18 protein-coding genes are annotated in these 18,452 nt (G+C 75.2%); 6 read left to right on the top strand and 12 right to left on the bottom strand.

Annotation, left to right across the window (positions count from 1 at the left end; genetic code table 11):
• Positions 1 to 3 precede the first annotated feature (3 nt).
• The 3 genes from QSK03_RS06335 to QSK03_RS06325 all read left to right on the top strand — a co-directional run bounded on the left by QSK03_RS06335 (position 4) and on the right by QSK03_RS06325 (position 2,705).
• Positions 4 to 663: an HAD-IA family hydrolase gene (locus QSK03_RS06335; RefSeq protein ID WP_285649502.1), complete on the top strand. Its 660-nt coding sequence runs from the start codon at positions 4 to 6 to the stop codon at positions 661 to 663.
• Positions 660 to 1,901 carry an MFS transporter gene (locus QSK03_RS06330; protein WP_285649500.1) on the top strand — a complete coding sequence of 414 codons (1,242 nt, stop codon included), beginning with the start codon at positions 660 to 662 and terminating at the stop codon, positions 1,899 to 1,901. The genes QSK03_RS06335 and QSK03_RS06330 overlap by 4 nt, the downstream gene beginning before the upstream one ends.
• A gap of 156 nt (positions 1,902 to 2,057) precedes the next feature.
• Positions 2,058 to 2,705, top strand: coding sequence for a DUF1345 domain-containing protein (locus tag QSK03_RS06325; RefSeq protein ID WP_285649498.1), 648 nt, complete (start codon positions 2,058 to 2,060; stop codon positions 2,703 to 2,705).
• Positions 2,706 to 2,770: 65 nt separating this feature from the next.
• Here the strand turns inward: QSK03_RS06325 and QSK03_RS06320 are convergent, their stop codons facing one another.
• Positions 2,771 to 4,519 carry a proline--tRNA ligase gene (locus tag QSK03_RS06320; RefSeq protein WP_285649496.1) on the bottom strand — a complete coding sequence of 583 codons (1,749 nt, stop codon included), beginning with the start codon at positions 4,517 to 4,519 and terminating at the stop codon, positions 2,771 to 2,773.
• A gap of 81 nt (positions 4,520 to 4,600) precedes the next feature.
• Here QSK03_RS06320 and QSK03_RS06315 point away from each other — a divergent pair, with 81 nt between their 5' ends.
• Positions 4,601 to 4,960: a hypothetical protein gene (locus tag QSK03_RS06315; protein ID WP_285649494.1), complete on the top strand. Its 360-nt coding sequence runs from the start codon at positions 4,601 to 4,603 to the stop codon at positions 4,958 to 4,960.
• Positions 4,961 to 4,997: 37 nt separating this feature from the next.
• Here the strand turns inward: QSK03_RS06315 and QSK03_RS06310 are convergent, their stop codons facing one another.
• The 3 genes from QSK03_RS06310 to QSK03_RS06300 all read right to left on the bottom strand — a co-directional run bounded on the left by QSK03_RS06310 (position 4,998) and on the right by QSK03_RS06300 (position 7,558).
• Positions 4,998 to 5,873, bottom strand: a complete 876-nt coding sequence (locus tag QSK03_RS06310) for a hypothetical protein (RefSeq protein WP_285649492.1) — start codon at positions 5,871 to 5,873, stop codon at positions 4,998 to 5,000.
• Positions 5,874 to 6,026: 153 nt separating this feature from the next.
• Positions 6,027 to 7,124 (bottom strand): class I tRNA ligase family protein, encoded by a 1,098-nt coding sequence (locus QSK03_RS06305; RefSeq protein ID WP_285649490.1) that lies wholly within the window; start codon positions 7,122 to 7,124, stop codon positions 6,027 to 6,029.
• Positions 7,124 to 7,558: a LapA family protein gene (locus QSK03_RS06300; protein WP_285649488.1), complete on the bottom strand. Its 435-nt coding sequence runs from the start codon at positions 7,556 to 7,558 to the stop codon at positions 7,124 to 7,126. The genes QSK03_RS06305 and QSK03_RS06300 overlap by 1 nt, the downstream gene beginning before the upstream one ends.
• Positions 7,559 to 7,702: 144 nt before the next feature.
• Here QSK03_RS06300 and QSK03_RS06295 point away from each other — a divergent pair, with 144 nt between their 5' ends.
• Complete coding sequence (locus QSK03_RS06295) at positions 7,703 to 8,368, top strand: alpha/beta fold hydrolase (RefSeq protein ID WP_285649486.1); 666 nt, start codon at positions 7,703 to 7,705, stop codon at positions 8,366 to 8,368.
• Here the strand turns inward: QSK03_RS06295 and QSK03_RS06290 are convergent, their stop codons facing one another.
• From QSK03_RS06290 to QSK03_RS06265, 6 genes are all read right to left on the bottom strand, one after another.
• The gene (locus QSK03_RS06290) at positions 8,369 to 8,716 is read right to left on the bottom strand and encodes a cobalamin biosynthesis protein (RefSeq protein WP_285649484.1); all 348 of its coding nucleotides are present in this window, start codon (positions 8,714 to 8,716) and stop codon (positions 8,369 to 8,371) included.
• Entirely contained in the window at positions 8,717 to 9,583 is an 867-nt protein-coding gene (locus tag QSK03_RS06285) for an alpha/beta fold hydrolase (RefSeq protein WP_285649482.1), read from the bottom strand. It abuts the gene before it with no gap.
• On the bottom strand, positions 9,580 to 10,968 hold the full coding sequence (locus tag QSK03_RS06280; RefSeq protein ID WP_285649480.1) for a cobyrinic acid a,c-diamide synthase CobB: 1,389 nt from the start codon (positions 10,966 to 10,968) through the stop codon (positions 9,580 to 9,582). The genes QSK03_RS06285 and QSK03_RS06280 overlap by 4 nt, the downstream gene beginning before the upstream one ends.
• A 34-nt stretch (positions 10,969 to 11,002) precedes the next feature.
• On the bottom strand, positions 11,003 to 11,617 hold the full coding sequence (gene cobO / locus QSK03_RS06275; RefSeq protein WP_285649478.1) for a cob(I)yrinic acid a,c-diamide adenosyltransferase: 615 nt from the start codon (positions 11,615 to 11,617) through the stop codon (positions 11,003 to 11,005).
• Positions 11,618 to 11,674: 57 nt separating this feature from the next.
• Positions 11,675 to 13,840 (bottom strand): VWA domain-containing protein, encoded by a 2,166-nt coding sequence (locus QSK03_RS06270; RefSeq protein ID WP_285649476.1) that lies wholly within the window; start codon positions 13,838 to 13,840, stop codon positions 11,675 to 11,677.
• A 136-nt stretch (positions 13,841 to 13,976) separates the two neighbouring features.
• The gene (locus QSK03_RS06265) at positions 13,977 to 14,846 is read right to left on the bottom strand and encodes a S1 family peptidase (protein WP_285649474.1); all 870 of its coding nucleotides are present in this window, start codon (positions 14,844 to 14,846) and stop codon (positions 13,977 to 13,979) included.
• A 333-nt stretch (positions 14,847 to 15,179) separates the two neighbouring features.
• On the opposite strand from QSK03_RS06265, the gene QSK03_RS06260 reads away from it, so the two are divergent.
• Entirely contained in the window at positions 15,180 to 16,568 is a 1,389-nt protein-coding gene (locus tag QSK03_RS06260) for a mycothione reductase (RefSeq protein ID WP_285649472.1), read from the top strand.
• On the opposite strand, the gene QSK03_RS06255 is transcribed toward QSK03_RS06260, so the two are convergent.
• Together QSK03_RS06255 and QSK03_RS06250 are read right to left on the bottom strand one after the other, a co-directional pair.
• Positions 16,569 to 17,432: an ABC transporter permease gene (locus QSK03_RS06255; RefSeq protein WP_285649470.1), complete on the bottom strand. Its 864-nt coding sequence runs from the start codon at positions 17,430 to 17,432 to the stop codon at positions 16,569 to 16,571. It lies immediately after the preceding gene.
• Entirely contained in the window at positions 17,432 to 18,436 is a 1,005-nt protein-coding gene (locus QSK03_RS06250; RefSeq protein ID WP_285649468.1) for an ATP-binding cassette domain-containing protein, read from the bottom strand. The genes QSK03_RS06255 and QSK03_RS06250 overlap by 1 nt, the downstream gene beginning before the upstream one ends.
• Between the last annotated feature and the right edge of the window lie 16 nt (positions 18,437 to 18,452).

Below are 18,452 nucleotides of genomic sequence, written 5' to 3'. Positions count from 1 at the left end.
GCCGTGACACTGCACGCCGAGGCACCCGCCCGTCGGGTGACCTGCGGTTTCACCGCCGTGCTCCTGGACATGGACGGCACTCTGGTCGACTCCGACGCCGCCGTCGAGCGTTCCTGGCGGACCTGGGCCCGGCGCTGGGGCGCCGACCCCGCCGCCGTGTTCGCCGTGATGCACGGCGCCCCGGCCGAGGCCACCGTGCGCCGGGTCCGTCCCGACCTCGACGAGGCCCTGGTCGCCGTCGCGACCCGCGACCAGCTCGAGGCCGAGTGCACCGACCTCGCCGACGTCGTCGCGGCGCCGGGCGCGCACGAGCTCGTCGCCCACCTCGACGCCACGCACACGCCGTGGGCCGTCGTCACCAGCGCCGACACGAGGCTCGCCCGCGCCCGCCTCGGTGCCGCGGGCATCGACGCCCCGGTACTCGTCCCCCGCGACATGGTGGCCGAGGGCAAGCCGGCCCCCGACGGCTACCTCATGGCCGCCGACTTCCTCGGCGTCGACCCCACCGACTGCCTCGTCGTCGAGGACTCGCCCGTCGGCGTCGCGGCGGGCCGCGCCGCGGGCGCGACCGTCGCCGGCCTGCGCGGCGCCCCCGGCGACATCCCGATCGGCACCCTGCACGAGGTCGTCCCGACCCTGATCGCCCAGGAGGTGACCGCATGACCCCGCCGACCTCGACCGAGGCCGCTCCGGCCCCTCGCACGGAGACCACCGCGCCGCGGACGGCCCGGGGACCCCGCGTCCCGGCGGGCGTCAGCCTGGCCGCCCTGTCGCTGGGCGGGCTCGCCATCGGCACCACCGAGTTCGCGAGCATGGGCGTGCTCCCCGGCTTCGCCTCCGACCTCGGCGTCTCGGTGCCGACGGCCGGCACCGCGATCAGCGCCTACGCGCTGGGCGTCGTGGTCGGCGCCCCGCTCATCGCGCTGATCGGCGCGCGGTGGCCGCGCAAGCGGCTCGTCGTCGCGCTGGCGGTCTTCCTCGTCGTCGCCAACGCCCTCTCGGCGCTGGCCCCGTCGTTTCTCCCCTTCGTCGGCCTGCGGTTCCTCGCGGGTGTGCCGCACGGCGCGTACTTCGGCACCGCGGCGGTGCTCGGGGCGGCGCTGGTGCCCCCGGAGAAGCGCGCCCGGGCGCTCGCGACGGTCATGCTCGGGCTGACGATCGCCAACATCATCGGCGTCCCGGCCGCGACGTGGCTGGGCGAGGCGTTCGGCTGGCGCAGCGCCTACGTCGCGGTGACGATGATCGCGCTGATCACGGTGCTCGCCGTCGTGACCCTCGTCCCCAGTCCCGCCGGCGACCGCGGCGGCAGCATCTCCGGCGAGCTCACCGCGCTGCGGCGCCCGCAGGTGTGGCTGACCCTCGGCGTCATCGCCGCCGGGTTCGGCGGGCTGTTCGCGGTCTACAGCTACATCAACCCGATCCTCACCACCCAGGCCCAGGTCTCCGCGACGACGGTGCCCCTGATGCTCGGTGCCCTCGGGATCGGCATGACCGTGGGCAACATCGCGGGCGGCCGGTTCGCCGAGAAGGCCCCGCGCCTGACGATCGCGATCGCCCTGGTCGTCTACTCCGCGGTGCTGGTGGGGTTCGTCTTCGCCGCGCACGACGCGGTCGCCGCGACGGTCGGGCTGTTCGCCCTGGGCTTCGTCGGCATGTCGGCGGGCCCGGCGCTGATGGGGCGTCTGATCGACTTCGCCGCCGAGGGCCCGTCCCTGGCCGCCGCGAGCTTCCACTCGGCCTTCAACGTGGCGAACGCCGTGGGCGCCGCCATCGGCGGCCTGGTCCTGGCCGCCGGCCTGGGATACGACGCCCCGGCCGCCGTGGGGGCCGTGCTGCCGCTCGTCGGCCTCGTCGTCCTGGCGGTGTCGGTGGGCCTGGAGCGTCGGCAGCGGGTCGGCTGAGCCCTCTGCGTCGCCGACCGCTGGGCTGATCGGGGTCTTTCCGTCTCCGGGCCGCCGGCGGACGTCGCGCTCCGTGAGATCGACGTGGCACCGTCGCCGGGTGATCGTCGGAGGAGATCGCGACCCCACGGGAGGCCCGGCCCGAGAGAGCACCCCATGACCACGTCGGCGGCGGCCCCGTCCACCCATCCGCTCTGCCGCGACGGGCGTCGGGGCGCCCTCGCCCTGGCCGTCGGCGTCCTGCTGCCGCTGGCCGTCGGCATCAGCCTGAACGGGACCGCTCTGCTCGACGAGCACGTGTGGGCCGCCCGCACGATCCTCCTGCTCCTCGGGTTCGACCTCTTCGCCCTCGTCTACGTCGTGCTCACCCTGCGGACGTTCGGGCGCGTCGGCCCCGAGGAGTTCCGGGCCCGGATGCGGGCGCGCGACCTCCCGAGCCGGGACGGCGGGCGGCGGCGCGCAGCGCCCGTCGGTGCCCCGGCGTTCGCCCTGGAGGCCACGCTCGTGGCGCTCGCCGCGGCGCTGGTGCTCCCGCACGTCGACGGGATCGTCGTCTCCGACCTGATCCTGGCGCCGGTGACCCTGAGCATCCTGGTCAGCTCCTGGGCGCTGTCGATCGCCGCGTACGCCCTGCACTACGCGCAGCGGGACCTCGACGAGCCCGGTCTCGAGTTCCCGGGCCGGCGCACCCACGACTTCGCCGACTACCGCTACTTCGCCCTCGCCGTCGCGACGACGTTCGGGGCGACCGACGTGGCCATCGTGACCCCGAGATGCGCCGGGTGGTCAACCTGCACACCCTGATGACCTTCGTCTACAACTCGGTGATCGTGGCCCTGTTGGCGTCGTTCCTCATCCACTGATCCCGGTCAGCGTGCGGACAGCTCCGCGACCACGGCGTCGACCGGCACCTCGCGGCGCTCGCCGGAGGCCCGGTCGGTGACCTCGACGACGCCGGTCGCGAGCCCGCGCCCCACGGTGAGCGTGGTGGGCATGCCGAGCAGCTCGGCGTCGGCGAACTTCACGCCGGGCGAGGCCTTGCGGTCGTCGAGGAGGACCTCGAGGCCCGCGGCGGCGAGGCCGTCGGCGATCGTCGTGGCGGCCTCGGCCTGGGCCGGGTCCTTGCCGGCGATGACGATGTGGACGGCGTAGGGCGCGACCTCGGCCGGCCACACGAGGCCCTTCGCGTCCGCGTGCTGCTCCGTGATCGCGGCGACGGCGCGGGTGACGCCGACGCCGTAGGAGCCCATGGTGATCGTGGTGGGCTTGCCGTCGGCGCCGAGCGCGGTGAGGCCGAGCGCATCGGCGTACTTGCGCCCGAGCTGGAAGATGTGGCCCATCTCGATGCCGCGGGCCGCGACGAGCGGGCCGCCGCCGTCGGGCGAGGGGTCGCCCTCGCGGACCTCGGCGGCCTCGATGGTCCCGTCGGGGGTGAAGTCGCGGCCGGCGACGAGGTCGACGACGTGGCGGCCGTGCTCGTCGGCGCCCGTGACCCAGGCCGTGCCCGTCACGATGCGGGGGTCGACGAGGTACCGGACGCCGTTCTTGGCCAGGCCGACCGGCCCGATGTAGCCCTTGGTGAGGAAGGGGTTCGCGGCGAAGTCGGCGTCCTCGAGCAGCGCGACCTCCGCGGGCGATACCGACGCCTCGAGGCGCTTCATGTCGACCTCGCGGTCACCGGGCACGCCGACCCCGAGCAGCGTCCACTCCACCGCGCCGGGGAGCTTGGTCTTGACCATGACGTTCTTCAGCGTGTCGTCCGCGGTGAACGTCCGGCCCAGGCCGAGACCGTTGACGTGGTCGACGAGCGTCTCGATCGTCGGGGTGTCCGGGGTGTCGTGGACGACGGCCTCGGGCTTGTCGTGGACGGACTGCTCGGGCGGCGCGGGCGTCGTGACGGCCTCGACGTTGGCGGCGTAGCCGGTGGCCGGGCAGCGGACGTAGGTGTCCTCGCCGGACTCGCAGGGCGCGAGGAACTCCTCGGACGCCGACCCGCCCATCGCCCCGGACATCGCGGAGACGATCTGCACCTCGAGGCCGAGGCGGGCGAACAGCCGCTGGTAGGCGACGCGGTGCGCGTCGTAGGAGGCCTGCAGTCCCTCGTCGGAGAGGTCGAAGGAGTACGAGTCCTTCATCGTGAACTCGCGGCCGCGCAGGATGCCGGCGCGCGGCCGCTCCTCGTCCCGGTACTTCGTCTGGATCTGGTAGAGCGTGATCGGGAAGTCGCGGTAGGAGCTGGTCTCCCCCTTGACCATGAGGGTGAACATCTCCTCGTGCGTCGGCCCGAGGAGGTAGTCGGCCCGCTTGCGGTCCTTGAGCCGGAAGAGCGCGTCGCCGTACTCGGTCCAGCGGCCCGTCGCCTCGTAGGGCTCGCGGGGCAGCAGCGCCGGGAAGTGCACCTCCTGGCCGCCGATCGCGGCCATCTCCTCGCGGATGATGCGCTCGATGTTCTCGAGGACCCTCATCCCGAGCGGCAGCCACGAGTAGATGCCGGGCGCGACGCGGCGCACGTACCCCGCGCGCACGAGCAGCTTGTGGCTGATCACCTCGGCGTCGGCCGGGTCCTCGCGCAGCGTGCGCAGGAACAGCCCGGACATCCGTGTGACCCCTCGTGCCATCTTCCGAGCGTAACGACGGTCGCGAAGCGGGTTGCGCAGGGCGGCGCCGGGATCGTGGCGAGGAGCCCGAGGCCGCCGGGGGTGGTGGTGCGAGCGCTCGGCGACGGGTCCGGCCGTGTCGAGGTCCGCGGTGGAGGCGTGCACCTCGACGGGCACCGCAGCGCGGACGTCCAGGAGCTGCGGGCCGCGGTCGAGGAGGTGCGCTGGGTGCTCGGGACGTCGGCGGTCTGCGGTGTCCTGGTCGTGCTCGGGACGCTCTCCGGTGGCGACCCGGACGCGCCCGAGATCCTGGCGGCGAGCGGGGCCGGGCTGGCCGATCGCCTGGCGATGCTGCCGGAGGTGCTCGGGTACGGACAGCTCGAGGCGCTGTGGGACCGGGGCGCGGCGCTCGACGACCTGGCGGCATCCATGATCCGTCCGGGTGCTCCTCCCACCCGATGACGTCGGGTCGGAGGAGCACCTGGAGCGATCATGCTCCTCAGCGGCCGAGCAGGACGTCCGGCCAGGCCGTCGCGGCGCGGACCGCGCGGGATCCCGGCCCGCCGGGCGCGAGCACGGCCCCCCGGAGCACCGGTGGCGCCGCGGCCCCGTCCGTGGCGACGACCGCCGCCGGTGTCGCGTCCACGATCGACGGGGTCTCGGCGGGCGACACCACGCCGAGGACCGTGAGGAACGACAGGCCCAGGGCGATCAGCCGCGGCACGATCCACACCGCCGCCACCGCGACGACCGCCGCCGCGAAGACCACGAGGACCCGGCGACGCCGGTGCTTCCTGTCGGCGGCGGCCGCTTCCCGCGCGGCCGCCTCCCGCGCCGCGGACTCCCGGGCCACCGACGGCGACACCGCCTCCGCGCCCGGAAGCGTCGAGACCCGCTCCTGCTCGGCGCGCTCGCGAGCGTCGCGTTCGGCCTGCTCACGGGCTTCGCGTTCGGCCTGCTCGGCGGCTTCCCGCTCGGCCTGCTCATGCGCTTCGCGTTCGGCCTGCTCATGCGCTTCGCGTTCGGCCTGCTCGCGGGCTTCCCGCTCGGCCTGCTCGCGGGCTTCGCGTTCGGCCTGCTCGGCGGCTTCGCGTTCGGCCTGCTCGGCGGCTTCGCGTTCGGCCTGCTCGGCGGCTTCGCGTTCGGCCTGCTCGGCGGCTTCGCGTTCGGCCTGCTCGGCGGCTTCGCGTTCGGCCTGCTCCGCCGCTTCCCGCTCCGCCAGCTCCCGCGCCTCACGTTCCGCGGCGTCGCGGGCGACGTGGTCGTCGGGTGCGCTGCGCGGAGCGGGCGCGAGGGTCACCTCGTCGGGGCCGCCCCAGACGTCGGGGTCCGGATCGGTCTCGTCACGCCGCCACCATCGGGTGCCCGCCACCACGAGGCCACCTCCCCTCCGCCGCCGGGGTCGGGGCAAGCCTCCGGCGCCCGGCCCACGGTAGGGGGACGCCCGACGGATCGCGGCGTGCCGCGCCCGACACGCTGGGAGCAGTTGCGCAGGCCACGGCCGTGGGTCGGGATCTCCCCGGCCGGGTCAGGTCAGGCCGAGCACCGCCAGCGCCGTGCGCGCGGCGTCACCACCGGACTCCTCCGCGACGGCCAGCGCGCCCGGCACGTCGAGGTCGTCGAGGAGCCGCTCGAGCACCGCGCCCGACGCGACGTCGCCCTCGACGTGACGCGCGGCCGCGGCGTAGAGCCGCTCCAGCCGGGCCTCGGCGGCGTCGAGCGCGCCGGTGTCGACGTCCCACGGCTGCGCCCATGCCCGGTCGAGCAGCAGGAGGCGCACCGCCGCGGCCGAGTGGGTCTCGAGCAGCTCCCCGACCAGCACCAGGTTGCCCGCCGACTTCGCCATCTTCCGGCCCTCGACCCGCACCGTCCCGACGTGGAGGCGCGCCCGGGCGAAGGGGTGGACGCCGGTGAGGGCCTCGGCCATCGCGGCCTGGACGGTGTGGTGTGGGTGGCGGAGGTCCGCGCCGCCGACGTGCAGGTCGACGGCCGGGCCCAGCACGGTGAGCGCCATGGCCGCGCACTCCGCGTGCCAGCCGGGCCGCCCGTCGCCCCACGGGCTCGGCCAGGCGGCCTCGCCCGGCGTGGCCGGGCGCCAGACCAGGGCGTCGCCGGGGTCGTCGGCGCCGGGCCAGGGGGCCTCGGTGGAGGTCTCGTCCGGGTCCGGGGACGGGCTCCGGGACGACGACGGGGCCGGGATCCGGTTGGCGCGGAACAGCACCGCCCCGTCGCGCTCGTACGCCGCCCCGCGCTCGATCAGCGCGGACGCGAGCGCGACGACGCCGTCGACGTGGTTGTGGGCGCGCGGCTCGTGGGTCGGTGGCCGGACGCCGAGCGCGGTCATGTCGCGGTCGAAGCGGAACTGGCCGACGGCCGCGAAGCTGTCGAAGCGCGCGCCCGCGCGTTCTGCCGCCGCGTCGAGGACGTCGTCGACGTCGGTGACGTTGCGGCAGCTGACGACCTCGATCCCGACCCGCCGCAGCACGCGGGTCGCCACGTCGGCCCACACGAACGTCGCCGCGTGCCCGAGGTGGGTCGTGTCGTACGGGGTGATGCCGCAGACGTAGGCGCGGGCCCGCCCGACCAGCGGGACCGGGTCGCCCGCGAGACGCAGGGACGGACTCATCAGCGCACCTTCCCCGTGCGACGTGCCGCGCGCCTCCACTGGATCATCCGCCCGAGACCGGGGATGGCGAGCAGCAGCACCCCCGCGATCGCGGCGAACAGCAGCCAGATGCCGAGCGGCAGCGTGGCCTCGAGCCCGAGGAACGCGACACGCGCCGGGTCGAGGTTCTGCAGGATGAACACGAGCAGGAACACCAGCACGACCGCACCGAGGATCAGCCCGATCCAGGCCCCGCCGATTCGCGTGCGGCCCGGCGAGGTCTGGAGTCGCGGACGGGCGGCGGCCGCGCCGTCGGGGATCGTGACCGGCTCCGAGGGCGGCCCCGTCCGCGGGGTCGCGGCCGGCGCGACGTCGGCACGCGACACGGCGCCGGTGCCGGGGGTGGTGGGCCCGTCGGCGGGCGACGGCGCGCCGTACCGGGGCTGCTCGCTCATGGTCGCATCCTCCCCCGTCCCGGCCCGGTCCGTGAGCCCCGCCCGTTGCGCGTCGGTGCGATCCGCGACGCAGAAGCAGCGGTGATGGACGGCAGTCCTGGTATGTCTTGGACGTATGCCCCCACCACGCCCAGGCTGAGAGCCATGACGACCTTCGTGCTCGTACCCGGGATGTGCCACGGCGGGTGGTGCTTCGACGACCTCGCCGCCGAGCTGCGCGCCGCCGGCCACACGGTGGACGCCGTGACGCTGACGTCGGTCGGCGACCCGACCACGCCGCCCGACCCCGCCGTGGACCTCGCCGCGCACGTCGCCGACGTCGTCCGTGCCCTCGACGCGGCGATCGGCCCCGTCGTGCTCGCCGGGCACAGCTACGGCGGGCTCCCGATGACGGTCGCGGCCGACCGGCGCCCCGCCGCGGTCGACGCGCTGGTCTACCTCGACGCCTTCGTCCCCCGCGACGGGGAGACCGCCCGGGCGATGACCAACGATCACGAGCGCGCCTGGTACGACGAGGCCCGCGCGTCCGGCCTCGTCCCGCGCATGCCGTTCTTCGACGCCCGCGCGACCGACCACCCGCTCGCCACGCTGGAGCAACCGGCCGAGCTGGCCGCGGGTCTCGAGGGCTTCCGGAAGCGCGTCTATCTCTACGCGACGCAGTGGGGCGAGCTCGCGTCACCGTTCGCCGCGACGCTCGCGCGCCTGCGCGACGACCCGTCGTGGGAGGTCCACGAGCTCGACGCCGCCCACAACCTCATGCGCGACGCCCCCGACGCGCTGCGCGACGTCCTGCTCGACGCGGCGGCCTGATCAGCGCGCCACGGCGACGGTGACCCCACGGCCCCGCTGCTTGGGCGTCACCAGCTCCCCGGCGCCGGCTTCGCGGGCCGCGAGCAGGGCCGCGGCCTCGGCGACGCTGCCCGTCCCCGTCAGCCGCCGCACGACCGCGGACGGGCTGGGCACCGCGACGGTGTCGAGGACGGCCGCGGGGTACGTGCGCAGCACCCGCCCGGCGGCGAGGTCGACGACGGCGGGCTCGGCGGCCCGGGTGTCGATGGTCGCGACCACGCCGTAGCCGTCGATCCCGAGCGCGTCGACCGCCTCCTGCAGGTGGGCCAGGGGCGTGCCCGGCTCGATGCCGACGCCGAGGACGAGCATCTACGGCGTGCGCAGGGCGTCGAGGACGTCGCCGATGTGGTCCTGGATCGACAGGTGCCCGGTGGCCGGCAGGCGGTGGAGACGGCCGACGCCGGCCGGGAGGCGGGACGCGATGTCCTCGGCGTGGTGCATCGGCACCATCGCGTCGTCCTCACCCTGGAAGATCTCCACCGGCGTCGTCACGGCGGCCCAGTCGAGGTGCCACGGCCCGGCCCAGAGCCGGTACTCGTCCATGACGCCGGCCGGGCCCTGGCGCAGCGACTCGACGAAGAACGACATCTCCTCCTTGGCGGAGCGGCGCGCGAGGAAGTCCTTGTCGGGCGCGGTGAGCTCGGCGGAGATCTGGCCGATCGCCGCCGACGGGACGAGCTGCGTCGCCCACTTCTGCACCCGCAGCGACATCGCCTCTCGCCGCGGGCTCTTCTCGAGGAGGTCGAGCATGTCGAGGTCGGACTTCGCGAGTCCCTCACGGGCGCCCGGGCGGTCGTCGATCGGTCCCGCGCCGGCCATGAGGGCGGTCCCGGTGACGCGCGGGTCCGCCCCGGCCGCGCAGGCCAGCGCGAAGGGCCCGCCCGCGGAATAGCCGACGGTCGCGAAGCGGTCGATGCCGAGGGCGTCGGCGAGCGCGAGGATCTCGGCCGCGTACCCGGCGATCGTGCGGCCCGGGACGGGGTCGGAGCCGCCGATGCCGCCGCGGTCGGGGCAGAGGATCCGCAGCCCGCGCTCGCGGGCCGGTCCGTCGGTGAAGTCCTTGCCGAGCCGGCTGTCGGGCGTGCCGTGGAAGAGGAACACCGGGGCGCCGGCCGGGTCGCCGTGCTCGGCGAGGGCGACGGCGCGCCCGTGGACGGTGACGCGGCGGTCGGTCACGAGGGCCTCCGGGGGTCGGTGTCACCACGAGCCCTACCACCGACGTGGCCGAGCCATCGCGCGACGCCACCCGGACGGCCCACCGGGTGCGTGTGCAGGTAGGAGGCGTGCACCCCGCCCGCGACGAAACCTTCGGGCTCCGCGCCGGCCCAGCGCCAGGCCGGGGAGGCGCCGGCGCGGGGCGTGGTGACCGTGCGGTGGAACTCGTGGCCGGTCACCGTCTCCCCGGCGGCCGCGAGCGGGGAGTCGGCCCCGGCGGTGGCGGTCCGGTAGCCCAGGGCCAGGCGCGGGCCCATCACGGCGTCGGCGTCGAGCACCCCGCACATCGGCAGGCCGTCGAGCGTCCGCGCCAGGTAGAGCAGCCCCCCGCACTCGGCGTGCACCGGCGCGCCGGACGCCGCGAACGCGCGCACGTCCTCGCGCAGGGCGGTGTTGCTGCTGAGGGCCTCGGCGTGCTCCTCGGGGAACCCGCCGGGCAGGACCAGGCCGGCGGTCCCCGCGGGCAGGGACTCGTCGCGGGCCGGGTCGACGGTGACGACCTGCGCCCCGCCCGCCGCGAGCAGCTCGGCGTGCTCGGGGTAGCCGAAGGTGAACGCCGCACCGCCGGCCACCGCGACCACGGGCCGACCTTCCACGGGCGGGCCGACGGCGTCCGCCGGGTCCCAGGACGCCGCGGCCGTCGCCGGCGCCGAGCGGGCGAGGGCGCTGACCGCGTCGAGGTCGACGTGCGCCGCGACGAGCCCCGCCATCGCGTCGACCGCCGATCGCGCGGCGCCGCCGTGCTCTGCGGCGGTGACCAGCCCCAGGTGCCGTGACGGCACGGCCAGCTCGGCGTGGCGCGGCAGCACCCCGAGCACCGGGAGGCCCACCTCGGCGCACGCGGACCGCAGGACCTCCTCGTGCCGCGGTGACCCGACCCGGTTGAGGATCACGCCGGCGAGCCGCAGGCGCGGGTCGAAGTCGCGGAACCCGGCGAGCAGCGCGGCGACCGAGCGGGACTGCCCGCGGGCGTCGACCACCAGCACGACCGGGGCGTCCAGCAGGCGGGCGACGTGCGCGGTCGACCCGTCGGCCTCCCGGTCGGCGTCGATCCGCCCGTCGAACAGGCCCATGACCCCCTCGACGACGGCCAGCTCCGCGCCCCGCGCCCCGTGGACGACGAGCCCGGGCAACGCCGCCGGGCCGACGAGCACAGGGTCGAGGTTGCGCCCGGGCCGGCCCGCCGCGAGGGCGTGGTAGCCGGGGTCGACGTAGTCGGGACCGATCTTGAAGGGCGCGACGGCGGCGCCCCGGGCGGCGAGGGCACCGAGCAGCCCGGTGGCGACGGTGGTCTTGCCGCTGCCGGACGAGGGCGCGGCGACCACCACGCGCGGCGGCAGTGTCATCGGGTCGAGCGCCGCCTTATTACGTCCCCCGCGCTCACCACTCGATGCCCTTCTGCCCCTTCTGCCCCGCGTCCATCGGGTGCTTGATCTTCGTCATCTCGGTGACGAGGTCGGCGGCCTCGACCAGCGCGGGCGGCGCGTCGCGCCCGGTGACGACGACGTGCTGGTGGCCCGGACGGTCGCGCAGCACCGCGACGACCTCGTCGGTGTCGATCCAGCCCCACTTCAGCGGATAGGTGAACTCGTCGAGCACGTAGAAGTCGTGCGCGCCGGCCTCGAGGCGGCGCCGGATCTCCGCCCAGCCCTCACGCGCGGCCCCGGCGTGGTCCTCCTCGGACCCCTGCTTGCGCGACCACGACCAGCCCTCGCCCATCTTGTGCCACTCCACCGGCCCGCCCTGGCCGGTGTCGCGGTGCACGTCGCCGAGGGCGCGCAGCGCCGTCTCCTCGCCCACCCGCCACTTCGCGGACTTGACGAACTGGAACACCGCGATCGACGAGCCGGCGGTCCACTGGCGCAGCGCGAGCCCGAACGCCGCGGTCGACTTGCCCTTGTTGACCCCGGTGTGCACGACGAGCAGCGGCCGCCGGCGACGCTGCCGCGTCGTCAGCCCGTCCTGCGGCACCGTCACGGGAACCCCCTGCGGCACGCTTGCCTCCTTCGTCGGTACGTGAGCAGTTGGCGCCCCGATGGGGGCGCCAACTGCTCACGAGGCCCGGAACTGCTCCACGACGCCCGCGACCGACTCGCCGGTCAGCTCGTCGAGGGTGACGACGGTGCCGCCGGCGACGCGGGCCACGCGCCCGGCGAGCCCCAGGCGCACCGGACCGGACTCGCAGTCGACGACGACGGTGCTCATGCTCGCCCCGCGACCCGAGGCCCCGGCGTCGCGCGCGAGACCCCGGGCGGCGTCGAGGGCCGCGTCGAGCCCGCCCGACGCCGTCGCCCGCCCGTCGGTGAGCACCACGAGCAGGCCGCGCCGGCGGGGGTCGCGGGTGCGCTCGGTGCGCAGGACCGCCCGGGCCGTGCGCAGCCCGTCGGCGAGCGGGGTGCGCCCGCCGGTCCGCAGGTCGTGCAGGCGGGCGTGGGCGGTGTGCACCGACGTCGTCGGCGGCAGCGTCACGCTCGCCGCGGTGCCCCGGAACGTCACCACGCCCACGCGGTCGCGGCGCTGGTAGGCGTCGCGGAGCAGGGCCGCGACGGCGCCCGTCACCGCGGACATCCGGCGGCGCGCGGCCATCGAGCCGGACGCGTCGACGCAGAACAGCACGAGGTTGCCCTCGCGGCCCTCCCGGACGGCGTGGCGCAGGTCCTCGGGCTCCACCCGAGCCCCGCGCCCGGCGGCGGCGAGGACGGTCGCCGGGACGTGCAGCGTCGTGTCGTCGCGGCGCTCGGGCACGGCCCGGACCGTGCGTCCCTGACGGCCCCGCGCCCGCGAGCGCCGGCCGGGGGCACCCTCGCCGGTCCCGCGCACCTCGAACCGGCGCGCCCGCAGACGCGTCCGGGCCGGCGCGCCGACCGGGACCCCGACGGGCTCGGGCCGGGGCTCCGACGGCGGCTCCGGCGACTGCTCCGACGGTGGGTCCGACGACGACTCCGACGACGGCTGCTGCTCCCCCGGCGGAGCCTGACCGTTCGTCGGCGGCGGCGCACCCCCGCCGGGGCCACCGCCGGGACCGGAGTCGTCGGGTCCCCCGTCGTCGGGTCCCCCGTCGTCCGGTCCCCCGTCGTCCGGCCCGCCCTCCGGCGGCTCCGGCGGCTCGGGCGGCTCGGGCGGCTCGGGCGGCTCCGGTGACTCGGCCTCGGACGTCGCCTCGTCCGCGCGCTCCATCGCCTCGTCCAGCTCGTCGTCGCCGAGGTGGGGCTCGTCGAACGGGTCGCGGCGCCGCCGGTGCGGCAGGGCGAGCCGTGCCGCGGCACGGACGTCGGAGGCGTCGACCGCCTCGGCGCCCCGCCAGGCGGCGTGGGCGACCGCGGTGCGCGCGAGCACCACGTCGGCGCGCATCCCGTCGACCTCGACCTCGGCGCACAGCGCGGCGATCCGCACGAGCTCCGCATCGGGCAGCACGACCGCCCCGAGGCGGGCCCGTGCCTCGACGAGGCGCGCGCGCAGGGCGTCCTCGTCGCCGGCGAAGCGGGCGGCGAAGGCGTCGGGGTCGGCGTCGTGCGCCAGCCGCCGCCGGACCACCTCGGTGCGCTCGCCGACCTCGCGGGACGCGCTGACCGCCACCGTGAGCCCGAAGCGGTCGAGCAGCTGCGGGCGCAGCTCGCCCTCCTCCGGGTTCATCGTCCCGACGAGCAGGAACGCCGCGGGGTGGGTCAGCGAGACCCCGTCGCGCTCGACGTGCGCGCGGCCGGTGGCGGCGGCGTCGAGCAGGAGGTCGACGAGGTGGTCGTGCAGGAGGTTGACCTCGTCGACGTAGAGCACGCCCCGGTGCGCGGCCGCCAGCAGCCCGGGCCGCACGGTCGCGCGCCCGTGGGCGAGAACCTCCTCGAGGTCGAGCGAACCGATGACGCGGTCCTCGGACGCCCCGACCGGCAGCTCGACCAGCCGCACCGGGCGCCGCTCACGGTCGGAGTCCGCGGGGAACGGGCCGTCGGGGCTCTCCTCGCCGGCGTCGGGGTCGACGGAGAAGCGGTCGCCGGCGACGACCTCGACCGGCGGCAGCAGCGTGGCCAGCGCGCGCACGATCGTCGTCTTCGCGGTGCCCTTCTCGCCGCGCACCAGGACGCCGCCGATGCCCGGGTCGACCGCGGTGAGCATGAGGGCCAGGCGCAGGTCCTCGTGGCCGACCACGGCCGAGAACGGGAAGGCCAAGGAACGTCCTTCGTCGAGCGGAGAGGAATGACGGCCGACCCTAACCCACGACATCTGAGCGCTCGCTGAGATGAGGACGACCCGTCGGCGCCCGCGGGGCGGGACCCGGACCGGGGGCCGGTGGTCCGGGTCCCGCACCCGTCTCGCCGGACCGGTCTGCCCTCCGGTCCGCACGTCCTGGGTGCGCAGCTCAGGCGAGCTGCGGTGCCAGCGCGGTGCTCACGGCCGCGACCCGCACGTAGTAGCCGGGACGCCCGGCGCGGGCGCACCCGTCGCCGAAGGACGTGACCCCGATGAGCTTGCCGCCGGCGACGAGCGGGCCGCCGGAGTCGCCCTGGCAGGAGTCGACGCCGCCCGCGTCGAACCCGGCGCAGGTCAGCTTGCGTCCGTCGAACGTCCCGTCGCCGGCGCGGCAGTAGGTGTCGCCGCGCATCGGCACCGTCGCCGTCAGCAGGTAGCGCGACGGCGGCGCGTTCTCGGCGGTCGCGCCCCAGCCGTAGACCTGGGCGGCGCGCCCGTCGGTGTAGAGCGACTCGTCGCCGGGCCCGGCGAGCGGCAGCGGGGTACGGGTGCTGGGGGTCGCCAGGGTGAGCACCGCGAGGTCGGTGCCCTTCCCGACACCCTCGAACTCGGGGCTGACCCACGCCGACGCCACCTTCAGCGTCTCCCCCGCGCTCGACTGCTTGTCGTCGCGGCCGGCGACCACCCGCACCTGGTCGGCGGCGGTGCTCGCCATGCAGTGCGCCGCGGTGAGGACCTTGGTCGGCGCGACGAGCGTCGCGCCGCAGAACTGGAAGCCGCCGGCGTCGGTGAGGAACACCGCCCACGGGACCTCGGTGGTGGTCGTCTGCGCCCCGCCGACGACCCGCGTCCCGGCGTCCACGGTGAGCCCGGAGCCGGAGCCGCCGGAACCACCGCCCGTCCCCGGGTCGGTGCCCGGGTCGTCGCCGGTCACGATGGAGGGAGCGGCCGCCGCGGTCCCGACCGCGGTCAGCGCCAGCAGGAGGGATATCCCGACGAGCACGAGGGTCCGTCCGACCGCGGTGACCCCGTCGCGCACGCCGTTCCTCATCCGTCCCGCCCCTCCGCTCACGTCCGTTCGGCTCTGGCCATATAGGCCGATCAGCCGAGCGGTCATCCGCCGTCGGCCGCAGACGACAGCAGCCGCCGAGGGCGGGCGACAAGACGGAACGGGGCAGGTTCGCTCCGCCGAGCGACGACGAACGGTCGATTTCTGTCGGTAAACGACACCGACGGGTGGCGCTTCGGCGGCAAGCGGTCGGCTCGGATCGCCGAGCGGAGGTCGTCGTGACCGTTCGTCGTGGGCCCCGCCACCCACACCGGCGGTCGGCCGGGACCGCAGCCGGTCCGGTCGCGCACTACCGTGGGGCCCGTGCCTCACCACGATCTCGTCATCATCGGCACCGGCTCGGGCAACTCGATCCCGGACGAGCGCTTCGCCGGCCTCGACGTGGCGATCGTCGAGCACGGGATCTACGGCGGGACGTGCCTCAACGTGGGCTGCATCCCGACGAAGATGTTCGTCTACGCCGCCGACGTCGCCGAGATCATCCGGCGGTCCGGCACCTACGGCATCGACGCGTCGATCGACAAGATCCGCTGGACCGACATCCGCGACCGCGTGTTCTCCCGCATCGACCCGATCTCGGCAGGCGGCCGGCGCTACCGCCAGGAGCAGTCCGACACCACCGTCTACCTCGGCCACGCCCGGTTCACCGGCGAGCGCGCGCTCGAGGTCACCCCGACCGACGGCGGCGCGCCGGTGGCCGTCACCGGCGACCGCTTCGTCGTGGCCGCCGGCGCGCGCCCGGCGATCCCCGAGAAGATCGTCGAGAGCGGCGTGCCGTACTACACGTCCGACGACGTGATGCGCATCGACGAGGTCCCGCGCCGCCTGACGATCATCGGCGGGGGCTACATCGCCGCCGAGTTCGCGCACGTGTTCTCCGCCCTGGGCAGCGAGGTCACCATCGCGACGCGCGGGCCCGCGCTGCTGCGCGAGCAGGACGAGGAGATCTCCGCGCGATTCACCGAGCTGGCGGCGACCCGCTGGAACGTGCTCGTCGACGCCGCCCCGACCGCGCCGCCCGAGCAGCGCGCCGACGGCACGATCGTGGTGCACTGCCAGCACGGGCAGATCGAGGCCGACGCCCTGCTCGTCGCCACCGGACGCCTCCCCAACGGCGACCGCCTCGACGCCGCGGCCGGCGGGCTCGACCTGCACCCCGACGGGCGGATCGTCGTCGACGAGCAGCAGCGCACCTCGGTGCCCGGGGTGTGGGCGCTGGGCGACGTCAGCTCGCCGTTCCAGCTCAAGCACGTCGCCAACCACGAGGCCGCGGTCGTGCGGCACAACCTGCTGCACCCCGACGACCCGCGCGCGACCAACAACGCCCACGTGCCCTCGGCGGTGTTCACCGACCCGCAGATCGCGACGATCGGGCTACGCGAGCAGGACTGCCGCGAGCGCGGCATCCGCTACGTCACCAAGGTCCAGCGCTACGGCGACGTCGCCTTCGGCTGGGCGATGGAGGACACCACCGGCGTCGTCAAGCTCATCGCCGACCCGACCGACGGCACGCTGCTCGGCGCCCACCTCATGGGCCCCGAGGCCTCGTCGCTCATCCAGCCCCTCATCCAGGCGATCACCTTCGGGCTCGACGCGCGCACGATGGCCGAGCACCAGTACTGGATCCACCCGGCGCTGCCGGAGGTCATCGAGAACGCGCTGCTGGGGCTCGCGCTCGATCCCGAGGCGTGATCACTCCGTCCGCCGGAACCGCCACACCGCGAGCGCCAGCAGCAGCACGCAGAAGCCGATCGTCATGAGGATCTGCACGCCCACCGGCACGACCCAGGTGCCCCAGACGATGCCCGGGTCGAAGCGCGCGCGGGTGGCGGCGTCGACGTCGAGGTGGTCGAACACGAGCGAGCGCAGCGGCTCCACGGCGTAGGTCATCGGGTTGACGTGCGTGAGCACGGTGAGCCAGGTCGGCAGGCCCGAGAGCGGGAACAGGGCGCCGGACAGGAACATCAGCGGCGTGATCACGAGCTGGACGAGCGGCATCGCCGTCTGCACCTGCCGCACACGTGCGGCGAGCACCAGCCCCAGCGCCGTGATCATGAAGGCCATCAGGAAGATCAGACCGATCATGCCGAGGAGCATCAGCGGGTCGTAGGGCACGCCGACGAGCCCGGCCAGCGCCAGCAGGACCAGGCACTGCAGGGTGGCGACCGAGGCCCCGCCCAGGGCCTTGCCGACGAGGATCGACGCCGTCGACACCGGCGCGACGAGCATCTCGCGCAGGAACCCGAACTCGCGGTCCCAGACGATCGAGATGCCCGCGAACGCCGCGGTGAACAGCACCGAGATCGCCATGACGCCCGGGAACAGGAACGTCGTGAACTGGACGGACCCGCCGGCGCTGCTGTTCAGCAGCGAGCCCAGGCCGCTGCCGAGCACGAAGAGGAACAGCAGCGGCTGCGCGAGCGACGACAGGATCCGGGACCGGTCCTTGACGAAGCGGATCATCTCGCGCTGCCAGACGACGACGGCGGCGCGCGCCTCGGTGGCGAGGCTGCTCTCGGGGATGTGGAGGGACTCGGGGGTCAGGGTGGTGGTCATCAGCGCCCTCTCATCCGCATGGCCATCGGGTGCATGCTCGGCCCGGTCTCGGCGTCGCGGATCGTCGTGCCGGTGTGGGCGAGGAACACGTCGTCGAGGCTGGGCCGGGTGACGGTGACGGACCGGATGCCGACGCCCAGCCGGTCGAACAGTCGCGGCACGAACCCCGCGCCGTCGGGCACGGCGATCGACACGACGCCCTCGCGCACCGCGCCCTCCAGCCCGAACTCGGTGCGCAGCGCCCGCAGCGCCGCCTCGTCGTCGTCGGTGGTGATCGTGACGCGGTCGGCGCCGACCTGGGCCTTCAGCGCGTCCGGGGTGTCGAGGGCGACGATCCGCCCCTCGTTCATGATCGCGATCCGGTCGCAGTGCTCGGCCTCGTCCATGTAGTGGGTGGTGACGAAGACCGTGATCTCCTCGGTGTGGTGCAGCTCCGCGACGTAGTCCCAGATGGAGCCCCGGGTCTGCGGGTCGAGCCCGATCGTCGGCTCGTCGAGGAAGAGCACCTGCGGCGAGTGCAGCAGCCCGCGGGCGATCTCGAGGCGGCGCCGCATGCCGCCGGAGTAGGTCCGCACCTCGTCGGCCCGCCGCTCCCAGAGCCCCACCATGCGCAGGACCTCCTCGCGCCGGCCGGGCGCGCGGCGGCGGTCGACGCCGTAGAGCTCCTGGTGGAACCGCAGGTTCTGCTCGCCCGACATCGGGCCGTCGAGCGTCGGGTCCTGGAAGACCAGGCCGATCCGGCGGCGCACCGCCGCGCGGTCGCGCACGACGTCGAGCCCGACGACCTCGGCGTCACCGGCGGTCGGCTCGACCAGCGTGCACAGGATGTTGATCGTGGTGGACTTCCCGGCCCCGTTCGGGCCGAGGAAGCCGAAGGTCTCGCCGCGCGCGACCTCGAGATCGATCCCGCGGACCGCCTCGACCTGCTTCTCGCCGCTGCCGTAGCGCTTGACGAGGCCGCGGACGGAGACGGCCGGGCCGCTCGGCCCCGTGGTGGTGTCCATGCGTCCTCCCCTAACA

Source organism: Actinomycetospora sp. NBRC 106375, from assembly GCF_030269665.1.
Taxonomy (GTDB): domain Bacteria; phylum Actinomycetota; class Actinomycetes; order Mycobacteriales; family Pseudonocardiaceae; genus Actinomycetospora.
Note: the sequence above shows the minus strand (reverse complement) of the source record. Positions and strands in the feature narration are given on the sequence as shown.